20 protein-coding genes and 1 tRNA gene are annotated in these 18,400 nt (G+C 66.4%); 10 read left to right on the forward strand and 11 right to left on the reverse strand.

Features of this window, described 5'->3' with window-relative positions; translation table 11 throughout:
- Nucleotides 1-13: 13 nt before the first annotated feature.
- Both QW881_RS25055 and napE read right to left on the reverse strand, forming a co-directional pair.
- Nucleotides 14-334: a chaperone NapD gene (locus tag QW881_RS25055; protein WP_315733883.1), complete on the reverse strand. Its 321-nt coding sequence runs from the start codon at nucleotides 332-334 to the stop codon at nucleotides 14-16.
- Nucleotides 335-351: 17 nt separating this feature from the next.
- Entirely contained in the window at nucleotides 352-537 is a 186-nt protein-coding gene (gene napE / locus QW881_RS25060) for a periplasmic nitrate reductase, NapE protein (protein WP_315733882.1), read from the reverse strand.
- Between the two features lie 385 nt (nucleotides 538-922).
- On the opposite strand from napE, the gene QW881_RS25065 reads away from it, so the two are divergent.
- The 6 genes from QW881_RS25065 (at nucleotide 923) to QW881_RS25090 (ending at nucleotide 5,599) form a co-directional block, all read left to right on the forward strand.
- Complete coding sequence (locus QW881_RS25065; RefSeq protein ID WP_315733880.1) at nucleotides 923-1,879, forward strand: aliphatic sulfonate ABC transporter substrate-binding protein; 957 nt, start codon at nucleotides 923-925, stop codon at nucleotides 1,877-1,879.
- Nucleotides 1,880-1,913: 34 nt separating this feature from the next.
- Nucleotides 1,914-3,089 carry an FMNH2-dependent alkanesulfonate monooxygenase gene (gene ssuD, locus QW881_RS25070; protein WP_315757309.1) on the forward strand — a complete coding sequence of 392 codons (1,176 nt, stop codon included), beginning with the start codon at nucleotides 1,914-1,916 and terminating at the stop codon, nucleotides 3,087-3,089.
- Nucleotides 3,086-3,892 (forward strand): ABC transporter permease subunit, encoded by an 807-nt coding sequence (locus QW881_RS25075; protein ID WP_315757308.1) that lies wholly within the window; start codon nucleotides 3,086-3,088, stop codon nucleotides 3,890-3,892. The genes ssuD and QW881_RS25075 overlap by 4 nt, the downstream gene beginning before the upstream one ends.
- Nucleotides 3,893-3,901: 9 nt before the next feature.
- Nucleotides 3,902-4,762, forward strand: coding sequence for an ATP-binding cassette domain-containing protein (locus QW881_RS25080; protein ID WP_315757307.1), 861 nt, complete (start codon nucleotides 3,902-3,904; stop codon nucleotides 4,760-4,762).
- Between the two features lie 14 nt (nucleotides 4,763-4,776).
- Nucleotides 4,777-5,352 carry a flavin reductase family protein gene (locus QW881_RS25085; protein WP_315757306.1) on the forward strand — a complete coding sequence of 192 codons (576 nt, stop codon included), beginning with the start codon at nucleotides 4,777-4,779 and terminating at the stop codon, nucleotides 5,350-5,352.
- A gap of 91 nt (nucleotides 5,353-5,443) precedes the next feature.
- Nucleotides 5,444-5,599 (forward strand): hypothetical protein, encoded by a 156-nt coding sequence (locus tag QW881_RS25090; RefSeq protein WP_315733870.1) that lies wholly within the window; start codon nucleotides 5,444-5,446, stop codon nucleotides 5,597-5,599.
- A gap of 445 nt (nucleotides 5,600-6,044) precedes the next feature.
- Here QW881_RS25090 and QW881_RS25095 read toward each other — a convergent pair whose 3' ends face one another.
- The 8 genes from QW881_RS25095 to QW881_RS25130 all read right to left on the reverse strand — a co-directional run bounded on the left by QW881_RS25095 (nucleotide 6,045) and on the right by QW881_RS25130 (nucleotide 14,429).
- Nucleotides 6,045-7,424 (reverse strand): sigma-54 dependent transcriptional regulator, encoded by a 1,380-nt coding sequence (locus tag QW881_RS25095; RefSeq protein ID WP_315757305.1) that lies wholly within the window; start codon nucleotides 7,422-7,424, stop codon nucleotides 6,045-6,047.
- A 53-nt stretch (nucleotides 7,425-7,477) separates the two neighbouring features.
- Nucleotides 7,478-7,825: a flagellar motor switch protein FliN gene (gene fliN, locus QW881_RS25100; RefSeq protein ID WP_315733864.1), complete on the reverse strand. Its 348-nt coding sequence runs from the start codon at nucleotides 7,823-7,825 to the stop codon at nucleotides 7,478-7,480.
- A gap of 30 nt (nucleotides 7,826-7,855) precedes the next feature.
- Nucleotides 7,856-8,476 (reverse strand): FliH/SctL family protein, encoded by a 621-nt coding sequence (locus tag QW881_RS25105; RefSeq protein WP_315757304.1) that lies wholly within the window; start codon nucleotides 8,474-8,476, stop codon nucleotides 7,856-7,858.
- The gene (gene fliG, locus QW881_RS25110) at nucleotides 8,476-9,570 is read right to left on the reverse strand and encodes a flagellar motor switch protein FliG (RefSeq protein WP_315733860.1); all 1,095 of its coding nucleotides are present in this window, start codon (nucleotides 9,568-9,570) and stop codon (nucleotides 8,476-8,478) included. The genes QW881_RS25105 and fliG overlap by 1 nt, the downstream gene beginning before the upstream one ends.
- A gap of 44 nt (nucleotides 9,571-9,614) precedes the next feature.
- Nucleotides 9,615-11,216, reverse strand: coding sequence for a flagellar basal-body MS-ring/collar protein FliF (gene fliF, locus QW881_RS25115; RefSeq protein ID WP_315757303.1), 1,602 nt, complete (start codon nucleotides 11,214-11,216; stop codon nucleotides 9,615-9,617).
- A 337-nt stretch (nucleotides 11,217-11,553) separates the two neighbouring features.
- Entirely contained in the window at nucleotides 11,554-11,829 is a 276-nt protein-coding gene (locus QW881_RS25120; protein WP_002714638.1) for a DUF1153 domain-containing protein, read from the reverse strand.
- A gap of 284 nt (nucleotides 11,830-12,113) precedes the next feature.
- On the reverse strand, nucleotides 12,114-12,812 hold the full coding sequence (locus QW881_RS25125) for a flagellar hook assembly protein FlgD (RefSeq protein ID WP_315733856.1): 699 nt from the start codon (nucleotides 12,810-12,812) through the stop codon (nucleotides 12,114-12,116).
- 12 nt (nucleotides 12,813-12,824) lie between these two features.
- Complete coding sequence (locus QW881_RS25130; RefSeq protein WP_409999007.1) at nucleotides 12,825-14,429, reverse strand: flagellar hook-length control protein FliK; 1,605 nt, start codon at nucleotides 14,427-14,429, stop codon at nucleotides 12,825-12,827.
- Nucleotides 14,430-14,784: 355 nt separating this feature from the next.
- On the opposite strand from QW881_RS25130, the gene mnmA reads away from it, so the two are divergent.
- From mnmA to QW881_RS25150, 4 genes are all read left to right on the forward strand, one after another.
- Nucleotides 14,785-15,981: a tRNA 2-thiouridine(34) synthase MnmA gene (gene mnmA, locus QW881_RS25135; RefSeq protein WP_315757301.1), complete on the forward strand. Its 1,197-nt coding sequence runs from the start codon at nucleotides 14,785-14,787 to the stop codon at nucleotides 15,979-15,981.
- A 27-nt stretch (nucleotides 15,982-16,008) separates the two neighbouring features.
- Nucleotides 16,009-16,644: a class I SAM-dependent methyltransferase gene (locus QW881_RS25140; RefSeq protein ID WP_315733850.1), complete on the forward strand. Its 636-nt coding sequence runs from the start codon at nucleotides 16,009-16,011 to the stop codon at nucleotides 16,642-16,644.
- A 76-nt stretch (nucleotides 16,645-16,720) separates the two neighbouring features.
- The gene (locus QW881_RS25145) at nucleotides 16,721-17,071 is read left to right on the forward strand and encodes a hypothetical protein (protein WP_315757300.1); all 351 of its coding nucleotides are present in this window, start codon (nucleotides 16,721-16,723) and stop codon (nucleotides 17,069-17,071) included.
- A 239-nt stretch (nucleotides 17,072-17,310) separates the two neighbouring features.
- Nucleotides 17,311-17,387 (forward strand) — tRNA-Met (locus QW881_RS25150).
- 276 nt (nucleotides 17,388-17,663) lie between these two features.
- On the opposite strand, the gene QW881_RS25155 is transcribed toward QW881_RS25150, so the two are convergent.
- A complete protein-coding gene (locus QW881_RS25155; protein WP_315757299.1) occupies nucleotides 17,664-18,362 on the reverse strand; it encodes a helix-turn-helix domain-containing protein in 699 nt (232 codons plus the stop codon).
- Nucleotides 18,363-18,400 lie beyond the last annotated feature (38 nt).

Below are 18,400 nucleotides of genomic sequence, written 5' to 3' on the forward strand. Positions count from 1 at the left end.
GAGTCTCGTGTGATTAGCCGGCGTCGATGGCGTGGAAGACGAGGCAGGCGGAGTGCACGTGCGGCAGCAGTCCGATCCGGTTCATGGTGGCGCCGAGCGCGCCGGCATCGGGCGCATCGACGACGACGATCAGCTTGCCGCGTTCGTCGCGGCCGTGGATCTCGCAGCCGGACAGCGCGAGGATGTCGGCTTCGACGCGATCGAGCTGCTCGGGGCGGGTCTGCACGATGATGCTGGCGATCTCGCCCTTGGCCGGCGCGACGACGGGATCGGCGGTGAGGACACGGCCGGTGATCAGCGCGCGGCGGTCGAGGGAGGTGCGGTGGGAGAGCATGGGCGTGGTCGTTCCAATCAATGCGCAGCAGGCGGGCCGGGCGGCCCGACCATCATCTGGTAGACCCACACCGTGAGCCCGTAGGAGCCGACGGTGGCGACCGCGAGCGCGGGCATCAGCACGGCGGTGAGAAACAGGAAGGCAAAAATTTCCATGCGTCTGCGACGCGCATGCGCGTTCGCATCGCTGCCAACGAGCGACATGAGAGAATTCTCTGCTAGGGGAGGTTCAGGAGGGATTGCGGCATCCGGGCCGCGCCTAATCCTATGTTTAAGAAAGCTCCCGGAACCGGCGTTGACCTGGATCAAGCGGGCGGAACCTCGCGCACACCGGCGCACCGCCAGAGCGGAGTCGCGCCGGTCCCACCGAGATCTTGGTTGATGGGCCGTGAAGACGCGTGATCGCATCTTTGCTTGCGAGAAATTCTCGCTGCTTTGCGTGGGGGCCTCGATACGATCATCCCCTCTGGTCGTGAGCCGAGAGGACCGGCATCACTATTTTCCAGGGGTGCTCGACACGCGTTTCGCCCGCCACCATCATCCTGTGCATCGCATCAACGTGGATGCACAAGGGTGATCGGAGAGGGCAATGAAGCGGCGCGATTTTCTGAAACTGTCATTGGCATCGGCTGCGGTGATGGCCTCAGCGGCGCCGCTGCGCGCCGAGGACAAGCCGAAGGAGATCCGGATCGGCACCCAGAAGGGCGGCTTCTTCCCGGCGGTGAAGGCGCGCCGCACCATCGAGGATACGTTCAAGCCTGTCGGCATCGACATCGTCTGGGTCGACTTCCAGTTCGGCCCGCCGCTGCTGGAGGCCATCAATGTCGGCAGCGTCGATTTCGGCTATGTCGGCGACGCGCCGCCGATCTTCGCGCAGGCCGCCAGTGCCAAGATCCGCTACGCGGCGGCCGTCAAGCAGAACGGCAGCAGCCAGGCGATCATCGTGCCCAAGGACTCGCCGATCAAGTCGCTCGTCGATCTCAAGGGCAAGCGCGTCGCCTTCGGCAAGGGCTCGAGCGCGCACAATCTCCTGGTCGCCGCGCTGGAGAAGGCGGGCCTGTCCTGGACCGACATCACGCCGGCGCCGCTCGCGCCCGCCGATGCCACCGCCGCCTTCGTCAAGGGCTCGGTCGACGCCTGGTCGATCTGGGATCCGTATCTCGCGCTCGCCGAGCTCAAGGAGAATGCGCGGGTGATCGCGTGGGACAAAGACGTGCACAAGCCGAACTCGTTCTACATCGTCGGCTCCGACTTCGTCGAAAAGTACCCGGCCGTGGTGGCCAGGCTGAACGCCGCCTTCGCCGCAGAAGGCGTGTGGGCCAACAGCCATCACGAGGAGGTCGCCAAGGCCCAGGCCGAGGCCACCGGCGTCGATCTTGAGGCGGTCAAGCGCTTCGTCGACCGCTCGGTCTATAGCGTCGTGCCGATCGACGACGAGGTCATCAAGAGCCAGCAGGCCGTCGCCGACCGCTTCGCCCGGGTTGGGCTCATCCCGAAACAAGTCAACGTCGCCGACATCGTCTGGAAGTGGACGCCGTCCACCTGACGCTCGCCTGCGACACGATCCGAAAGAGAACGACATGAGCAATGCTTCGAAGCCCAATGTGCTGTGGTTCCTGCCGACCCATGGCGACGGCCGCTATCTCGGCACCTCGCAAGGCGGCCGCGAGGTCAACTTCAACTATCTGCGCCAGGTCGCGCAGGCCGCCGACCAGCTCGGCTATTTCGGCGTGCTGATCCCGACGGGGCGCAGCTGCGAGGATTCCTGGATCGTGGCGTCGGCCGTGGCGCCTTTCACCGAGAAGCTGCGCTATCTCGTGGCGGTGCGTCCGGGTCTGCAATCGCCGGCCGTGGCCGCGCGCATGACCGCGACGCTCGACCGTGTCACCAACGGACGCCTGCTGGTCAACGTCGTCACCGGCGGCGATCCGGTCGAAAACAAGGGCGACGGCGTCTTCCTGTCGCATGAGGAGCGCTACGAGGTCACCCGCGAGTTTCTCACCGTCTACAACGCGCTGCTCGAAGGCGAAGCCGTCAACTTCGCCGGCAAGCACATCAAGGTCGAGGATGGCCGGCTGCTGTTCCCACCGGTACAGTCGCCACGCCCGCCGCTGTTCTTCGGTGGCTCGTCGGATGCCGGCATCGACGTCGCCGTCGATACGGTCGAGAAGTATCTTACCTGGGGCGAGCCGCCGGCAGATGTCGCGGCGAAGATCGCCAAGGTGAGAGCCGTCGCCGACAGCCGTGGCCGCAAGCTGTCGTTCGGCATCCGCCTGCACGTGATCGTGCGCGAGACCAACGCGGAGGCGTGGGCCGCCGCCGACGACCTCATCAAGCACGTCACCGACGACACCATCGCCTCGGCACAGAAGATTTTTGCGCGGATGGATTCGGTCGGCCAGCAGCGGATGTCGCAGCTCCACGGCGGCCGCCGCGACAAGCTCGAGATCAGCCCCAATTTGTGGGCCGGCGTCGGGCTGGTCCGCGGTGGCGCCGGCACGGCGCTGGTCGGTGATCCCGACACGGTCGCGGCGCGCATCCGCGAGTATCAGGATATCGGCATCGATACCTTCATCCTGTCCGGCTACCCGCACCTCGAAGAAGCCTACCGCTTCGCCGAGCTGGTGTTTCCCAAGCTTGGGCTGAACGTGTCGGAGCAGGCCGGCAACGTGACTAGACTGCGCACCAACACCGGCCCATTCGGTGAGACGATCGCCAACGAGCATCGTCCGTTGCAGAGAGCCTCGCAGTCATGAGCCTGATCGAAAGCCTTCCCAAGGTCCGCAAACTCGCGGTGCCGCGCGCGGATGCGCTGATCCCCTGGCTGGTGCCCCTCGCGATCATCCTGATCTGGCAGGCGGCCTCGGTCGCCGGTCTCGTGTCGCCGCGGGTGCTGCCCGCGCCGACCGACGTCGCGCGCGCCGGGTGGAAGCTGCTGTGGTCGGGTGAGCTCGGCCGTAACATCTGGGTCAGCTTCTGGCGCGCGTCCATCGGCTTCTTGATTGGTGGCGGCATCGGCTTCGCCTTCGGGCTCGCCAATGGCCTGTCGCAGCTGTCGGCGAAGCTGACGGACACCACGCTGCAGATGGTGCGCAACGTGCCACATCTGGCGCTGATCCCGCTGGTCATCCTGTGGTTCGGCATCGACGAGAGCGCAAAACTGTTCCTGGTGGCCCTCGGCGTGTTCTTCCCCGTCTACCTCAACACGCTGCACGGGATTCGCACCGTCGATCCGCAACTCATTGAAATGGGCCGCGTCTACGGCATGACCGACAGCGAGCTGTTTCGCCGCGTGATCTTCCCCGGCGCGTTGCCGTCGATCTTCGTCGGTCTGCGCTTCGCGCTCGGCATCATGTGGCTCACCTTGATTGTCGCCGAGACGATCGCGGCCTCTTCGGGCCTCGGCTACATGGCGATGCAGGCGCGCGAGTTCATGCAGATCGACGTCGTCGTGCTCTCCATCCTGATCTACGCCCTGCTGGGCAAGGTCGCCGACAGCGCTTCGCGGGTGCTGGAACGGATGACGCTGTCCTGGCATCCGGCCTTCAGCAAACATTGAGGTTCGTAAATGCAGCAAGCGCTCCGAATTCCCGCGTCCGGCGCCGAGGCGATCGACGGCACTGACGTGATCGGGCAGGCTGAGGCCTTCCGCCGCGCGAGGAAGCCAGGCGTGACCCTGGCCAAACCCGAGACGCGCGGCCTGCCGCTGGTGATCCGCGACCTTCGCAAGGCGTTCGGCGACAACGAGGTGCTGCGCGGCATCGATCTCGAGATTCCGGCCGGTCAGTTCGTGGCGATCGTCGGTCAGAGTGGCTGCGGCAAGAGCACGCTGCTCCGCCTGATCGCAGGTCTGGACAAGCCGACGTCGGGCAGCATCAGCTTCGGTGAAGCCGCGGCGCGGCCCGAGGACGTCCGCGTCATGTTCCAGGAACCGCGGCTGCTGCCGTGGGCGCGGGTGCTCGGCAATGTCGAGGTCGGCCTCGGCCGCGAGCGCAAGGCCGCCGGCGCGCATGAGCGCGCCCGGCGGGCGCTGGAGGAAGTGGGTCTCGCCGACAAGCGCGACCAATGGCCGGCGGTGCTGTCCGGCGGCCAGAAGCAGCGCGTCGCGCTGGCGCGCGCGCTCGTCAGCGGTCCGCGCCTGCTGGCGTTCGACGAGCCGCTCGGCGCCCTCGATGCGTTGACGCGGATCGCGATGCAGCGGCTGCTGGAGCGGGTCTGGGCCGATCAAACCTTCACCGCAATCCTGGTCACCCATGACGTGGCGGAAGCCGTGGCCCTGGCCGACCGGGTTCTGGTCATCGAGAATGGCCGGATCGCCGAGGACATCAGGGTCGATCTGCCGCGCCCGCGCCAGCGCGGCTCTGCGGAGCTTGCGGCGCTGGAAGGCTCGATCCTGGGCCAGTTGCTCGGACCGGGCACGACGGGTTAGGAGATAATATCGCAATGAACTCCATCGTCCGCCTCATGCCCGACGTCACCGCGCTTCAGCCCGATTTCCGCTCCGCGATGCGCCAACTGGTCGGGGGCGTGAGCGTGATCACCGTGGGGCGGGGCGATGAGGTCACCGGCATGACGGTGAGTTCGCTGTCATCGCTCTCGATCGAGCCGGCGTCCGTGATCGTGAGCCTCAATCGGAACGCCTCGTCCTGGCCGATCCTGCAGCGGGAGCGTGTTTTCGGCGCCAATCTGCTCGCCGCGGACCAGATCGGCGTGGCCGAACGGTTCTCGGGTAAAGGCGGCCTCAGAGGCGCCGAGCGGTTCGCCGGCGCCGAGTGGCGCAAGCACGTGACCGGCGTGCCGCTCCTGGTCGGGGCGCTCGCCGCGCTGGACTGCGAGGTCGAGGAGATCATCGAGCGGCATTCCCATGGCATCGTGATCGGCCGCGTGGTGCATGTCGAGGTGGCGCCGCAAGCGGCAGCCCTGGCGTATTGGCATGGCGGCTATGTGCACGTCGACCGCGACGCGGACATCGCCCGACTTGCCCCCCTCGGCGGGGCCGATCCGCAGGACGTGCCGTAGGGGGTGAGCGGCGGCTGGTCGCAGGGTGGCGTCCCGAAGCCGAACCCCGTAAAAGCACCGCGGCCTTGTGGCGGTGTTTGCGGCGGAGCTGATGAAACGGATCGGAACCTGGGCGCTCTACGTGATCGGCACCGTCGCGATCCTGTATCTCGCGCTCTATGCCTATGCCGTGCTGACGCAACGCGAGTTCACGCCCGGCGATCCCATTCACATCTTCCGCAATCCCGAGGCGCCGAACTATTCGTGAGGTGGTGCCCCGGCGACGACGCGCCGGCGTGTTCTCGCGAACCCACGGATCCGGGGACTGCTGACAGTCCTGTAGCTGCATCCAATCGTCGGTCAGAAACTGCACGCGGCAGCGGCGCCACACTTTGATGCGCCCGCCGTCCGGCGACGTCTCGGCATTGGACAACGAGAGGGTGGGCGGCCGCCAGCGATAGCTGCGTTCATTGTCCCAGCCGTCGCAGCCCTCCCTGCCACAGGCGATCGTTCGCGAGATCAGCTTGCCCTTGCCTGCGAAGCACCAGCTCCGGGCGCCCCATTCCTGACCCGACGACGGATTGACGAGCGGCGCGTGCGACGTCTGCTCCCAGCAGCCGGACAGCACGCCGCGCGTTGCGGCATCAGCCGGCGAAACGGCAAGCGGCGCGCCGAGGGCCAGCGCGCCGCCGAGAACGATCCGGATGGGCAGATTATACGGCGCTCGGCATACGCGGCGTGTCGCCGGAGCCTGGCGGCGGGATCGGCACGCCGCCGTCGGCATATTCGTTGAGCTTGTTGCGCAACGTGCGGATCGAGATGCCCAAGATATTGGCCGCATGTGTCCGGTTGCCCAGGCAGTGCTTCAGGGTCTCCAGGATCAGGTCACGTTCGACATCGGCGACCGTGCGGCCGACCAAAGCGCGTGTGACCTGTTCCGCGGCCATCGTAGCATGCGCGACGGCAGGCTGGGTCTTGCCGATGTCGAGACGGGTGCCGTCCGGCGTGAGGATGGCATCCGGCCCGATCTCGTCGCCCTGCGCCATCAGCACCGCGCGATGCATCGTGTTCTCCAGCTCGCGCACGTTCCCCGGCCAGCGATTGGTGGTGAGGATGCGCTTGGCGTCCGCCGAGATCGGCCGCAGCGGCACGGCATTGGCCTCGGAGTATTTTCGCGCGAAATGCTGCGCCAGCTCGAGAATGTCGGCGGGGCGCTCGCGCAGCGGCGGGATCTTCAGGTTGACGACGTTGAGGCGGAACAGCAGGTCCTCGCGGAACGTGCCCTCGCGAACGGCGTCGGCAAGGTTGCGGTTGGAGGTCGCGATGATGCGGATATCGACCGGCACCGGGCGGGTGCCGCCAACGCGGTCGATCACGCGCTCCTGAATGGCGCGCAGCAGCTTGGACTGCAGCCGCACGTCCATTTCCGAGATTTCGTCGAGCAGCAGGGTGCCGCCATTGGCCTCCTCGAACTTGCCGATGCGGCGGGCGACCGCGCCGGTGAAGGCGCCTTTCTCGTGGCCGAACAGCTCGGATTCCAGCAGATGCTCGGGGATCGCGGCGCAGTTGATCGAGATGAAGGGACGCTTGGCGCGGGCCGAGCGGGTGTGGACGTAGCGCGCCAGCACCTCCTTGCCGGTGCCGGACTCGCCGGTGATCATCACCGAGGCGTCGGAGCCGGCGATCTGCTGGGCAAGCTTGATCACCTTCGCCATCGCCTCGTCGCGATAGACGAGGTCGCGTGAATCGTTGGCGACGGCGGCGAGCACCGCCGCGATCAGCTCGGGATCCGGCGGCAGCGGAATGTATTCCTTGGCGCCGGCATGGATGGCGGCGACCGCGGCGCGTGCATCGCTGGTGATGCCGCAGGCGACGATCGGCACGTGGATGTGCTCGGCGTCGAGCCGCATCACCAGGTCGCGGATGTCGAGCGCGACGTCGACCAGCAGCAGGTCGGCGCCCTTGCCGCCGCGCAGCACGCGCATCGCCTGCTCATTGTCCTCGGCATGGGTGACGGTGGCGCCGTTCTCCATGGCGATCTTGGTGGCCGTCGTCAACTGGCCCTTCAGCGTTCCGACGATGAGAAGCCGCATGTTGGTCTCCTATTCGGTCGCGCCGCTCTCGATCGGCACGCAGGTCATGCCTGTCAGTTGCGGTCGGACTTGATGATTTCGGTCATCGTCACGCCGAGCTTGTCTTCGACCAGAACCACCTCGCCGCGTGCCACGAGCCGGTTGTTGACGTAGATGTCGATCGCCTCGCCGACCTTGCGGTCGAGCTCGAGCACAGTGCCGGGCCCGAGCTTCAGGAGCTCGCCAACATCCATCTTCGAGCGGCCGAGCACGGCCGAGACCTGAACCGGGACGTCGAACACCGCCTCGAGGTCGGCCGCGATGCGCGCGGCATGCTCTTCTTCGTTGTAGCCGACGTCTCCGCCCAACGGAGGCGCGTCCGCGGAATTGAGGTCGGGAAGCGGGATCTCGTTGTCGCTCATGACTTAAACTCCTTCGGCCGCCGCAGCGGCCTAGTTCTTCCTGGACGCCATGTAGCGTCCGACCAGCTCGTTGATCTTGGCGTCGATCGCAGCGCGCTCCAGCACCACGCCGCCATCGGCCCATTCGATGCGGCAGTCGCCGGTCGCGATCTCCGGCTCGGCGAGGATCACGAGGCGCCCCTCGAAGCCGCTCTGCTTGGCGAGCTTCTCGATCTTCTCGCGGGCGAGCTCGTACAGCGTCTCGTTGATGCGCAGCACGAGGTGCGGCGTGGCGACCAGATGCGCGAAGCAGTCGTGCACGAGGCCGATGATCTCGCCGAGCGGCTCCGCCTCGATCAGCGCCGCGCACAGCTTGCGAGCGACGGCGACCGCGACATCGACGGCCTCGGTTTCCATCCGCTGCTCGATGCCTTCGAAGCGGGCGGAGATGCCCTGCAACTGGATGTTGATCTGTTCCAGCGCCGACGCGACGCGGCGGTCGGCTTCGACCTTGGCTTCGCGCTGCGCCGCCTCATAGCCGTTGCGGTAGGCGGCGGCTTCGGCGGCCGCGACCTTCTGTGCGATCTCGGCGGACGTGGCCGCACGCTCCCGCGTCGTCTTCTCCGGTGCGGCGAAGTCGGTATCGAACAGGAATTTCGCGGGCTGAGCCATCAATACACCAGTTCGTCGTCGGCGCGGTTCTTGCTGAGCATGATCTCGCCCTTGGCGGCGAGATCCTTGGCGAGATTGACGAGCAGGGCCTGCGCCTCGTCGACGTCGCGCAGCCGCACCGGTCCCATGGCGGCCATGTCGTCCTGCAGCATCTTGGCGGCGCGCGACGACATGTTGCCGAAGAAGAAGTTGCGGACCTCCTCGTTGGCGCTCTTGAGCGCCACGCCGAGCTTGTCCTTGTCGACATTGCGCAGCAGCGTCTGCGCCGAGGCGGAATCGAGCTTGATCAGATCGTCGAAGGTGAACATCAGCGCCTTGATGCGCTCGGCTGACTCCCGGTTATCTTCCTCCAGCGAGGTGATGAAGCGGGTCTCGGTCTGGCGGTCGAAATTGTTGAAGATCTCGGCCATGACCTCGTGGGCGTCGCGGCGGCGGGTCTGCGACAGGTTTGACATGAATTCGGTGCGCAAGGTCTGCTCCACCCGCTCGATGACCTCCTTCTGCACCGCTTCCATGCGCAGCATGCGGCCGATCACGTCGAGCGCCATGTCCTCGGGCAGGATCGCGAGCACGCGCGCGGCATGCTCCGGCTTCAGCTTGGACAGCACGACCGCGATGGTCTGCGGATATTCGTTCTTGAGGTAGTTGGCGAGCACCTCTTCCTGGACGTTGGAGAGCTTCTCCCACATGTTGCGGCCGGCGGGGCCGCGGATCTCGTCCATGATGCCGTTGACGCGCTCCGGCGGCAGATATTGCTGCAGCAGCCGCTCGGTGGCGTCGAAATTGCCCATCAGCGCGCCGGAAGCAGACATGCGCGAGACGAATTCGAGCATCAGGTCCTCGACGACGTCGGCTTCGATGGTTCCCAGCGTCGACATCGCGAGCGACAGTTCACGCACCTCGTCGTCATCGAGCTGCTGCCAGATCTTGCCGCCATACTGCTCGCCGAGCGCGAGCATCATCACGGCAGCACGCCGCGGGCCGCTCAAGGGCTCGGTCTTCGGGCGCTGCGCCTGGCGGCTCGCCAGCGTCGCGATCACCGTGGAAATGTCGTTGTTGTTGGCGTTGGCGTTCTGGGTCTGCGGCAGCGACATGGCGTCTACGTTCTTTTCAGTTCAGGCGGTTCACGTCGGTCGGATCAGTTCTGCTGCGGCTCGGCGAGCCACTGGCGGATGATGGCGGCGGCTTCGCCCGGGTTGCGGTCGGCCAGCTCGCCCACCCGGTGGACGGACTGGGCGTGGACCTGGCCCTGGACCTGGGCGACGTCGATCAGGCTGGCGGTCTGCTGGGCGTGAGCGGCTGCCTGGACGGTTTCGTCGGTGAGCGCCGGCAGGCCGCCGCCCAGGGCGGCGACCTCTTCGGTGGCAATGATCTTCTTCACCAGCGGCCGCACCACCATGAACACGACGACAATGCCGAGCAGCATCATCACCGCGAGCTCGATGACGTACATGACGTCATCCTTGGTGAAGTGGAGCATGCCGAGAAAGCCGGTGGGCTCGTTGATCTGCGGCACCGTGGGAGCGTCGGCGAATTTCAGGTTGACCACCTCGACCTGGTCGCCGCGCTTCTGGTCGAAGCCGATTGCGGAGCGGACCAGCGCGGCGATGCGGTCGAGCTCGTCCTTGCTGCGCTCCTGATAGACCAGCTCGCCCTTTTCGTTCTTGGAGTAGGCGCCGTCGACCAGCACCGCGACCGAGATGCGGTTGACCCGTCCTGCCTCGGTGACCTCCGTCTTGGTGGTCCGGGAGATCTCGTAATTGTTGGTCTCTTCGGTCTTCTTGCTCTGGTCCCGCGGCTGCTGCGGCGGCTGGTTCTGCTGGTTGCCCGGCAGCTCGTTGTTGACCGTAACCTGGCCGTTGCTCTCGTTGGTCGCCGACTGCTCCTCGCGGGTCTGGCTCGAGCGCAGCACGCGGCCTTCCGGATCGTAGCGGTCGGAGGTCTGAGTGATGCGGTTGAAGTCGAAGTCGGCGGAGAGCTGGACGCGGGCGCGGCCCGCACCGACGACCGAAGAGACGATGTCCTCGATCTGCTTGCGCATCCGCTTCTCGAAGGCGTTGCGGCGCTCGTCGCCGACCTGCTGGTCGATGTCGGTCTGGGTGCCGTCGGCGAGCAGCTGTCCGGCCTCGTCGACGATCGACACCCGCTGCGGCTTCAGGCCGTTGACGGCGGACGCGACGAGGTGGCGGATGGCGCGGATCTGCGCCGGCTCGAGGGTGCCGCGCACGCGCACGACGATCGAGGCGGACGGCTCCGGGGTCTCGCGCGAGAACAGCGGCCGCTCCGGCAGGACGAGATGGACGCGTGCCGCCTGGACGCGGTCGATGGCGCGGATGGTGCGGGCGAGCTCGCCCTCGAGCGCGCGGAGATGGTTGATGTTCTGGACGAAGCTCGTGGTGCCCAGCGCGTCCGACTTGTCGAAGATCTCGTAGCCGACGCCACCGCCCTTGGGCAGGCCGCCCTCGGCGAGCTTCATGCGCAGCCGGGTGACCTTGTCCTTCGGCACCAGGATCACGCTGCCTTCGTTGCGGATCTCGAAGGCGATGCCCTGCCGCTCCAGATCCTTGATGATGCTGGAGGAGTCTTCCATGGTCAGGTCGGTGAAGAGGGTGGTCATCTGCGGCGCCGTCACGCGCATGATGACGAAACCGAAGAAGCCGATCAGAGCAGCGGTGACTGCGATCATGGCGGTGAGCCGCGCGGCGCCCAAACCCTTCAGGAAGTCCAAGAGACCTTGCAAGCAACTGCCCCATAGTTCGGCATTTCGACGGGTGGCTGCTGAAAGGTGATTTGAGCTTCGCGGGCCTTTACGGCCGGTTGCATAGATCGCGAAATTCAATCCTTAACCTTCACCAACACCCGCATTCCAGGTGGCGATCCGATGTCAGCCGCTGCCCCCGCCATTCGCGGGACGGGTTGCGGAGGTTGAAACGAACCACTGGGCAATTATTGCCTATGGGAAGGTTTCGATATGGTTAACGGTGGTTAAAGGGTCCTAACAAAGTGTAGACATGCAAAAAATCGGCTTGGCAGGGCCAAGCCGATTTTCGAAGAAGTCCAGTCGCGTCGGTAGCGATCTATTGGCGATATTGCTGAATTCGGGTGGTGCGCAGGCCGGCCAGACCGTGCTGGTCGATCGAGAACTGCCACGACAGGAATTCGTCGACGGTCAGGGTGTAGCGGCTGCACGCTTCCTCGAGGGATAGCAAGCCGCCGCGAACGGCGGCAACGACTTCCGCCTTCCGGCGAATGACCCACCTCTTGGTGCCTGGGGCAGGCAAATCCGCGATGGTGAGCGGGCTGCCGTCAGGCCCGATGACGTATTTCACCCTCGGGCGATGGGGTTCTGTCATGGCGTACTCACAAACTCTTAACCACTGAACTCACGGTAAGACCCTACGCCGCCTCGCTTAAAATTTGCCTAAGCCAAGGGCGCGAATCCGGCGCTGTGCGCGAACGCCGCCACTTCCGGTGGCGAGACGCCCCGGGAGCGGAATCGTGGTAAATGATTGGTTAAGAATTTCCGGCGCTTACGCTGACATGTCGCCGCGGCAGCAGAGCTTGATGTTCAAGCTCTGCTGCAGGCGCATCCGCGGTCTCAGGAGCCGGTTGCGGGCCTTGTTGCGGGCCTTGGGGGCTAGCCGACGATCTGCCGGATCTGATTGACCGTGTAGGTCTGGCCGCCGATCGTCAGCAATGGCGGCTGCTGGGTCAGGTCGACCGAGGACACCGCGCCCTGGACCTGGGTCTTGATCGCAACCGGATTGCCGTTGGTGGCGTCGGTCGCCACCGTCGTGATCTTGTACTGTCCATCCGGCCATTGCGTGCCGTCATTGCCCTGACCATTCCAGCTGTAGGTCTGGTTGTCACCAGCGTTGGCCGTATATTTGCCGGTGAAGACGGTCTGCCCGGCCTTGTTGATGATGTTGACCGTCAGATTGCAGTTCTTGGGGATGGTGAGGCCCCAGCTCGCCTTTCCACTGGACAGGCTGGTGGTGTCGCCGGCGACGACCGCGGTCTTGCCGACGAAGGCCAGCGCCTGGGTCGCCTGTGCCGTCTGCTGCATCGTGAGCAGCGATGCGAGCTGATCGTTGGTCTTGAGCTGCTGCTCGACGCCGGCGAACTGCACGAGCTGCTGGGTGAACTGATTGGTGTCCAGCGGATCCAGCGGATTCTGGTTCTGCAGCTGCGTCGTCAGCAGCGTCAGGAAGGTCTGGAAGTTGCCTGCAATCGTCGAGCCCGCGCTCGAGCCGAGGTTGCTGTTTCCGGATGACGAATTGGTGTTGGTCGTGCCCGAGACTGGCGGGCTTGACGTGATTGCGTCGCCGATTGCCATGGAAGCCTCCTGTTAAACCCTGATATCCACGCCGCCTTGCGCGCCGAACATCCGTCCATAGGACCGGCCGGCGAGCTGGACCGGGACGTTTTCGTCCTCGGTCACGATCAGGCGTTGTGCGTTGCCATTCTGTTGATAATCGCCGCCGTTCTGGCCGGACGAGTTCTGGTCGCGGAGCGAGAACTGCAATCCGCTGTTGTTGCTCTTGAGGCCGGCGTCCTGCAGCGCCTGCTGCAGCTGCGGCGCCGTCTGCTGCAGCATCGCCAGCGTCTCCGGCTTCTCGACCCGCAGATGCGAGGTCACCTGGCCGTTGCGGTCGACGTCGATCCGGACGTCGATGCGGCCGAGCTCGGCCGGATCCAGCCTGATCTCGAAGCGGCTTTTGCCGTTGAGCGCGGAGGCTGCGATCTCGACGGCAAGCCCGTGCAGCGGCACAGCGGCCGCCGTGGCGGCTGTCGCGGTCAGGTTGGCCGAGGTGATCTGGCTGGTCGATACGGCCGGCGTCGACAGCTGGGGCTGCACGGCGGCCGTGGCCTGTGCGTTCGGGTCGGGCGCCGGCGCGTTGGTCGGGCTGGTCGTCGGCGCGGCGTTGCGATCACGTGAGGCTGGTGCCTGCACGTTGCCATTCGCCTTCCCGTCGCCGGCCTCGACGGAGTCCGGCTTGGCTGCAACAGCTGGCTGTTGGGCGAGGGCGCCATGGTCCGGCTGCTGAGTGGCCTGGACGTTGCCATTGCCCGGTTCGGTGACCTTGCCGGCGGCGCCGTCGGCGAGCCCCGTCTTGGTCTGGGTGCCCGGCTTGCCCGTCGTCTTGGTGCCGCCGGGAACGGCCGCATCGAGCGCGGCGGTGAAGGTCTGATCGGCAGATGCGGCAGCGTCGCCGGAGGCCGCCGCTGCCGTCTCGGGCGCCGCCGCGGCGGATCCGGCTCCGTCGGCATCCTTGGCCGCGCCGGTGGATTTGGCTGCGGCCGCCAGCAGACCCGCCGCGGCATCGACCGAGCCCTGCGGGCCAACACCGGATGCTCCGACGGGCGCGGTGGCGCCGGGTGCGTTGGATGGGCCGTCGCCGTCCGCCGTGCCATCGCCGGTAGCAGGGTTGGCGAGGATGGTCTCCGGCTGGATGGCGACGGCGACCGGCGTCGGCACGGTCAGGGTCTGCTCGGCTACCGCGGTCGTCACGGCGCTCGCATCCGCGCTGGTCTGATCGCCGTCCTTCTTGTCGCCGGTCTTGCCGTCGCTGGTCTTGCCGTCGGCGGTCCCGGCCGCATCCGTCTTGGTCGGCTTGTCGGCGGTCGCGCCGGCCGTGGTATCCGAACCGCTGCCGTCGGCGCGCGCGGTGCTGCCGTCGGCCTTGTCCGCCGGCTTGTCCTGCGACCTGGCTTGGGTGGTGCGATCGGCGTCGCCGGCCCGCGCCGGCTCACGGCTCGGGGTGGAGGCGCTGCCGGCGCGCGGTGACGGCGACGTGGAGGTGGGCGGCGACGCTGTCGACGGATCCGGAGTCGCGGCGTCGACCAGCGCCGAGAAGCTGTCGGACGGCTGCGGAGCATCCTGACGGGACTGTCTCGGCGCCGTGGTCTTGAGAGCCGTGCCGGCCTGGATGTCTGACGTGACGCTGAACACCTTGGAACCTCTCGCGATGAACTCGACGAAGCAGTTCAGCAAGGAGCGGGCCAAGCCGGCGCCACTGAAAATAGTCAATAAATTCAATTTCTTATGGAATCGATCGCGGCGCGGATCCCCCGCTGCGTCCTCGCCATTTCTGCCCGGCCGGCAAGATTTGCCGCCGGCATCTGCGACCGGCGCAATTGCTTCGCAGGAAGTGCGCCTATATTAGAGACAGATGCTTTCGTGTTGTTTCCGATCAGGACATCCTGTCGGAGATCGCCGGAAGCAAGCCATCCGCAAAGACGGCGCATGCGAGGCGTTCCCGCGCCGGGAACCCGTTGCCTGACGCCGCGATCGCAGTGACCGGATCATGCTCAACAGTCTCGATCTCGAAGGCCGTCCCGAAGACACCAGGGTCGTCGTCGCCATGTCCGGCGGCGTGGACTCGTCGGTGACGGCCGCGCTGTTGAAGTCGGAAGGCTACGACGTCGTCGGCATCACCCTGCAGCTCTACGATCACGGCGCGGCGACGCACCGCAAGGGCGCGTGCTGCGCCGGCCAGGACATCCACGATGCCCGCAACGTCGCCGAGCGCCTCGGCATCCCGCATTACGTGCTGGACTACGAAGACCGCTTCCGCGAGTCCGTGATCGACAATTTCGCCGCCAGCTACGCTTCGGGCGAGACGCCGGTGCCGTGCATCGAGTGCAACCGGGCGATCAAGTTCGGCGATCTCCTGAAGACCGCGCGCGAGCTCGGCGCCTCCGTGCTCGCCACCGGCCACTACGTCGCCTCGCGGCGGCTGGCGGACGGATCGCGCGCGCTCACTTGCGCGGCGGACAGCGATCGCGACCAGAGCTACTTCCTGTTCGCGACCACGCGCGAGCAGCTCGATTATCTGCGCTTTCCGCTCGGCGACATGACCAAGCCGGAGGTGCGCGAGCTCGCGCGCCGCTTCGGCCTGGAGGTCGCCGACAAGCACGACAGCCAGGACATCTGCTTCGTGCCCACCGGCCGCTATACCGACATCATCGGCAAGCTGCGCCCAAACGCGATGGAGCCGGGCGAGATCGTCGATCTCCAGGGCCGCGTGCTCGGCGTGCATCAGGGCATCGCGAACTACACGATCGGTCAGCGCAAGGGCCTCGGCATCGCTGCCGGCGCGCCGCTCTACGTCGTCAAGCTGGACGTCGCCACCCGCCGTGTCGTGGTCGGCCCGCGCGAGGCGCTGCGGACGCATCGCATCACGCTGCGCGAGGTCAACTGGATCGGTGACGGCGCGCTCGACGCGGCCGCGCGCGAGGGCCTCGAATTGTTCGTGCGGGTGCGCTCGACGCGGCCGCCGCAGCCGGCTTGGCTGCGCGGTGCGGACGGCCATTACGAGGTCGAGCTCGTCGCCGGCGAAGAGGGCGTCTCGCCGGGCCAGGCCTGCGTGTTCTACGATGCCGCGTCCGGCCGCGCCCGCGTGCTCGGCGGCGGCTTCATCCAGAGCGCTGTTGCGGAAAGCAGCAGCTTGGGCGGCAACGTGATCAGGCCGCAGCGCGTGGCCGAGCCGGTCCGCGGCTGATCGGCATCCATCATTCGGGGCAGGGGCATGGGGGACATCGACCGCGCGGGGGTCGAAAAGGCCTATGAGCGCTGGGCGCCGATCTACGATCTGGTGTTCGGCAAGGTCTTCGATCAGGGCCGCCAATCGACCATCGCGGAAGCCGATCGCATCGGCGGCCGCATTCTCGACGTCGGCGTCGGCACCGGCCTGTCTTTGTCGGACTATGCCCGGACCACGAAGATTTGCGGCGTCGATATCTCCGAGCCGATGCTGCGGCGGGCGCAGGCCCGCGTGCGCGAGCTGAAGCTCTTCAACGTCGAGACGCTTGCGGTGATGGACGCGAAGCATCTCGCTTTTCCCGACAATTTCTTCGACGCGGTGGTCGCGCAATACGTCATCACCGCGGTGCCGGATCCCGAAGCGACGCTCGATGATTTCATCCGCGTGTTGAAGCCCGGCGGCGAGCTGATCCTGGTCAACCACATCGGCGCCGAGAGCGGCCCGCGCCGCCTCTTCGAGCTCGCCTTCGCGCCGATCGCGCGCCGGCTTGGCTGGCGGCCGGAGTTCCCCTGGGCCCGCCTCGTGAACTGGGCCGCGAAGCATGGCGGCGTCACGCTGGCCGAGCGCCGGCCGATGCCGCCGCTCGGACACTTCTCGCTCATTCGCTACCGCAAGGGCTGATCGCCAGATACTCTGGCCGTGCGCTTTGCCACGCCATCCGCGCGGAACGCGAGCGCGGGGTTTGCGTTGCCCCGCCATGAGCATCAGGCAATCCTTGTTCCTCTCGTTCGCACTGGCCTCGGCCGCGGCTGCGGCCCACGCCCAGGCGCCCCCGACGCCGGCCACGCCGCCGCAGGCGACGGCACCGGCCCCCGACGCGAATGCCGCCTGCGCGCCGAACGTCCGCGCGACGGCGACGCCCGACGGCATCACCACCGGCCGCGCCGGCGAGCCGCTCGGCGACAAGCTGGCGAAGACCAACGGCGTGTTGTGTCCGCCGAGCGGGGTCGATCCGGAGATGCACGCGCCAACCCCCGAGGGCGGCACGACGCCGGTGATCCCGCCGCCCGGCAGCCCCGGCGGCAATCCGAACGTGCAGCCGAAATGAGCCTCTTGTGATCTGCATTGCCGAGCTGCCGCTCTCTCCCGCGCGCGTCGGCCCGTGCCCCTCGGCGAGTGGCGGATACATCCGCAAGGCCTTGGAGAGTCGCCGAGAAATCCGCTGGTGCGAAAACCGTTGCGGCCCGCGAGCTTTGCTTGACAGGGACGGAGACGCCTCCTTATATGCCGCCCGTTCACAAGGCCCCGGCGCCCGCTTCGACGGGTCTTGCCTTGATCGAACACCGTGGCGGGGTAGCTCAGCTGGTTAGAGCACGGGAATCATAATCCTGGGGTCGGGGGTTCGAGTCCCTCCCCCGCTACCAACTTTCCCTGCACTCGCTTCATTCGGTTCGGATACGCCTCTCCGCCAAGCGGTGAGGCTGTGGCTGTTTCCACCGGGTCCGGTTTGCTTTCCTCAGCGTCGCCCGCGATCACGGCTTTGCCGGCCGCACTTTCCAGGGCCGATCGGTTTCGGGGCGTCTCAGCGTCTGTCACGCGGAGTGGGTGTGCGGCGGAGAAGAACTATATCGACGCTCCGTGTCCGTACTCTGCTGATTTGCCGTTCCCAACAGAGGGGCAGGACCGATCGCTAAAGAAGCCTACGAGCCGGGATCGTCGATCAGGGGCTTTGGCCGGGCAAACAGCTCCAACCGCTCCTTGTGGTCGATGACGATCTCTCGTCCGCGGACGCGAACCCCATGGCTCGTAAGTTGGGCAAGACTGCGTGACAGGTTTTCGCGCGTCGTGCCGATGTGGGAGGCCAGCGTGCCGCGGTCGAATGGGATGACGATATTCGCATGCCCCGGTTCGCGCTGGGCTTCGGCGAGGATCCAGTTGGCGAGGCGCTCGATGCTCGACCGGGCCAGGGTGCCCTTCAGTTTCTTGACAGAAGCGCGATAGGCATACGCCAGCTCCTGAGCAACAATCCGTGCGAATGCGATGTCTTCGTCGAAGAGTGCCCTTACATCGCGGGCGGGGATCAGCAGCACCCGCGACTCCGTCAGCGTGCGGGCTGAATTGAGATACGCCTGATCGACCACGACTGCAGCAAGTATGAAGGTCGACACGGGACGAAGCAGCGAGATGCCCCACTCGGCCTCGTCCTGCTCGGTGTAGATTTCCACCAACCCGCCAATCAGCACATGCAGGAAGTCGGCCTGATCTCCCTCGCGAGCCAACCGCACCCCGGCCGGAAATTGCTGCAGCAGAGCCGCGCCGAGCAACTGCCTCAGGTTCTCCTCGCTGAGGTCCGCAAACAGCGGCAGCGTCTTCAACTGGGCGAGTTCGTCGGGGCGCAAGCGAAGCTCCAGGAGTCACTCACCCGCTATCGCGCCGA

Source organism: Bradyrhizobium sp. SZCCHNS3016 (assembly GCF_032484535.1).
In the GTDB taxonomy this organism is placed as follows: domain Bacteria; phylum Pseudomonadota; class Alphaproteobacteria; order Rhizobiales; family Xanthobacteraceae; genus Bradyrhizobium.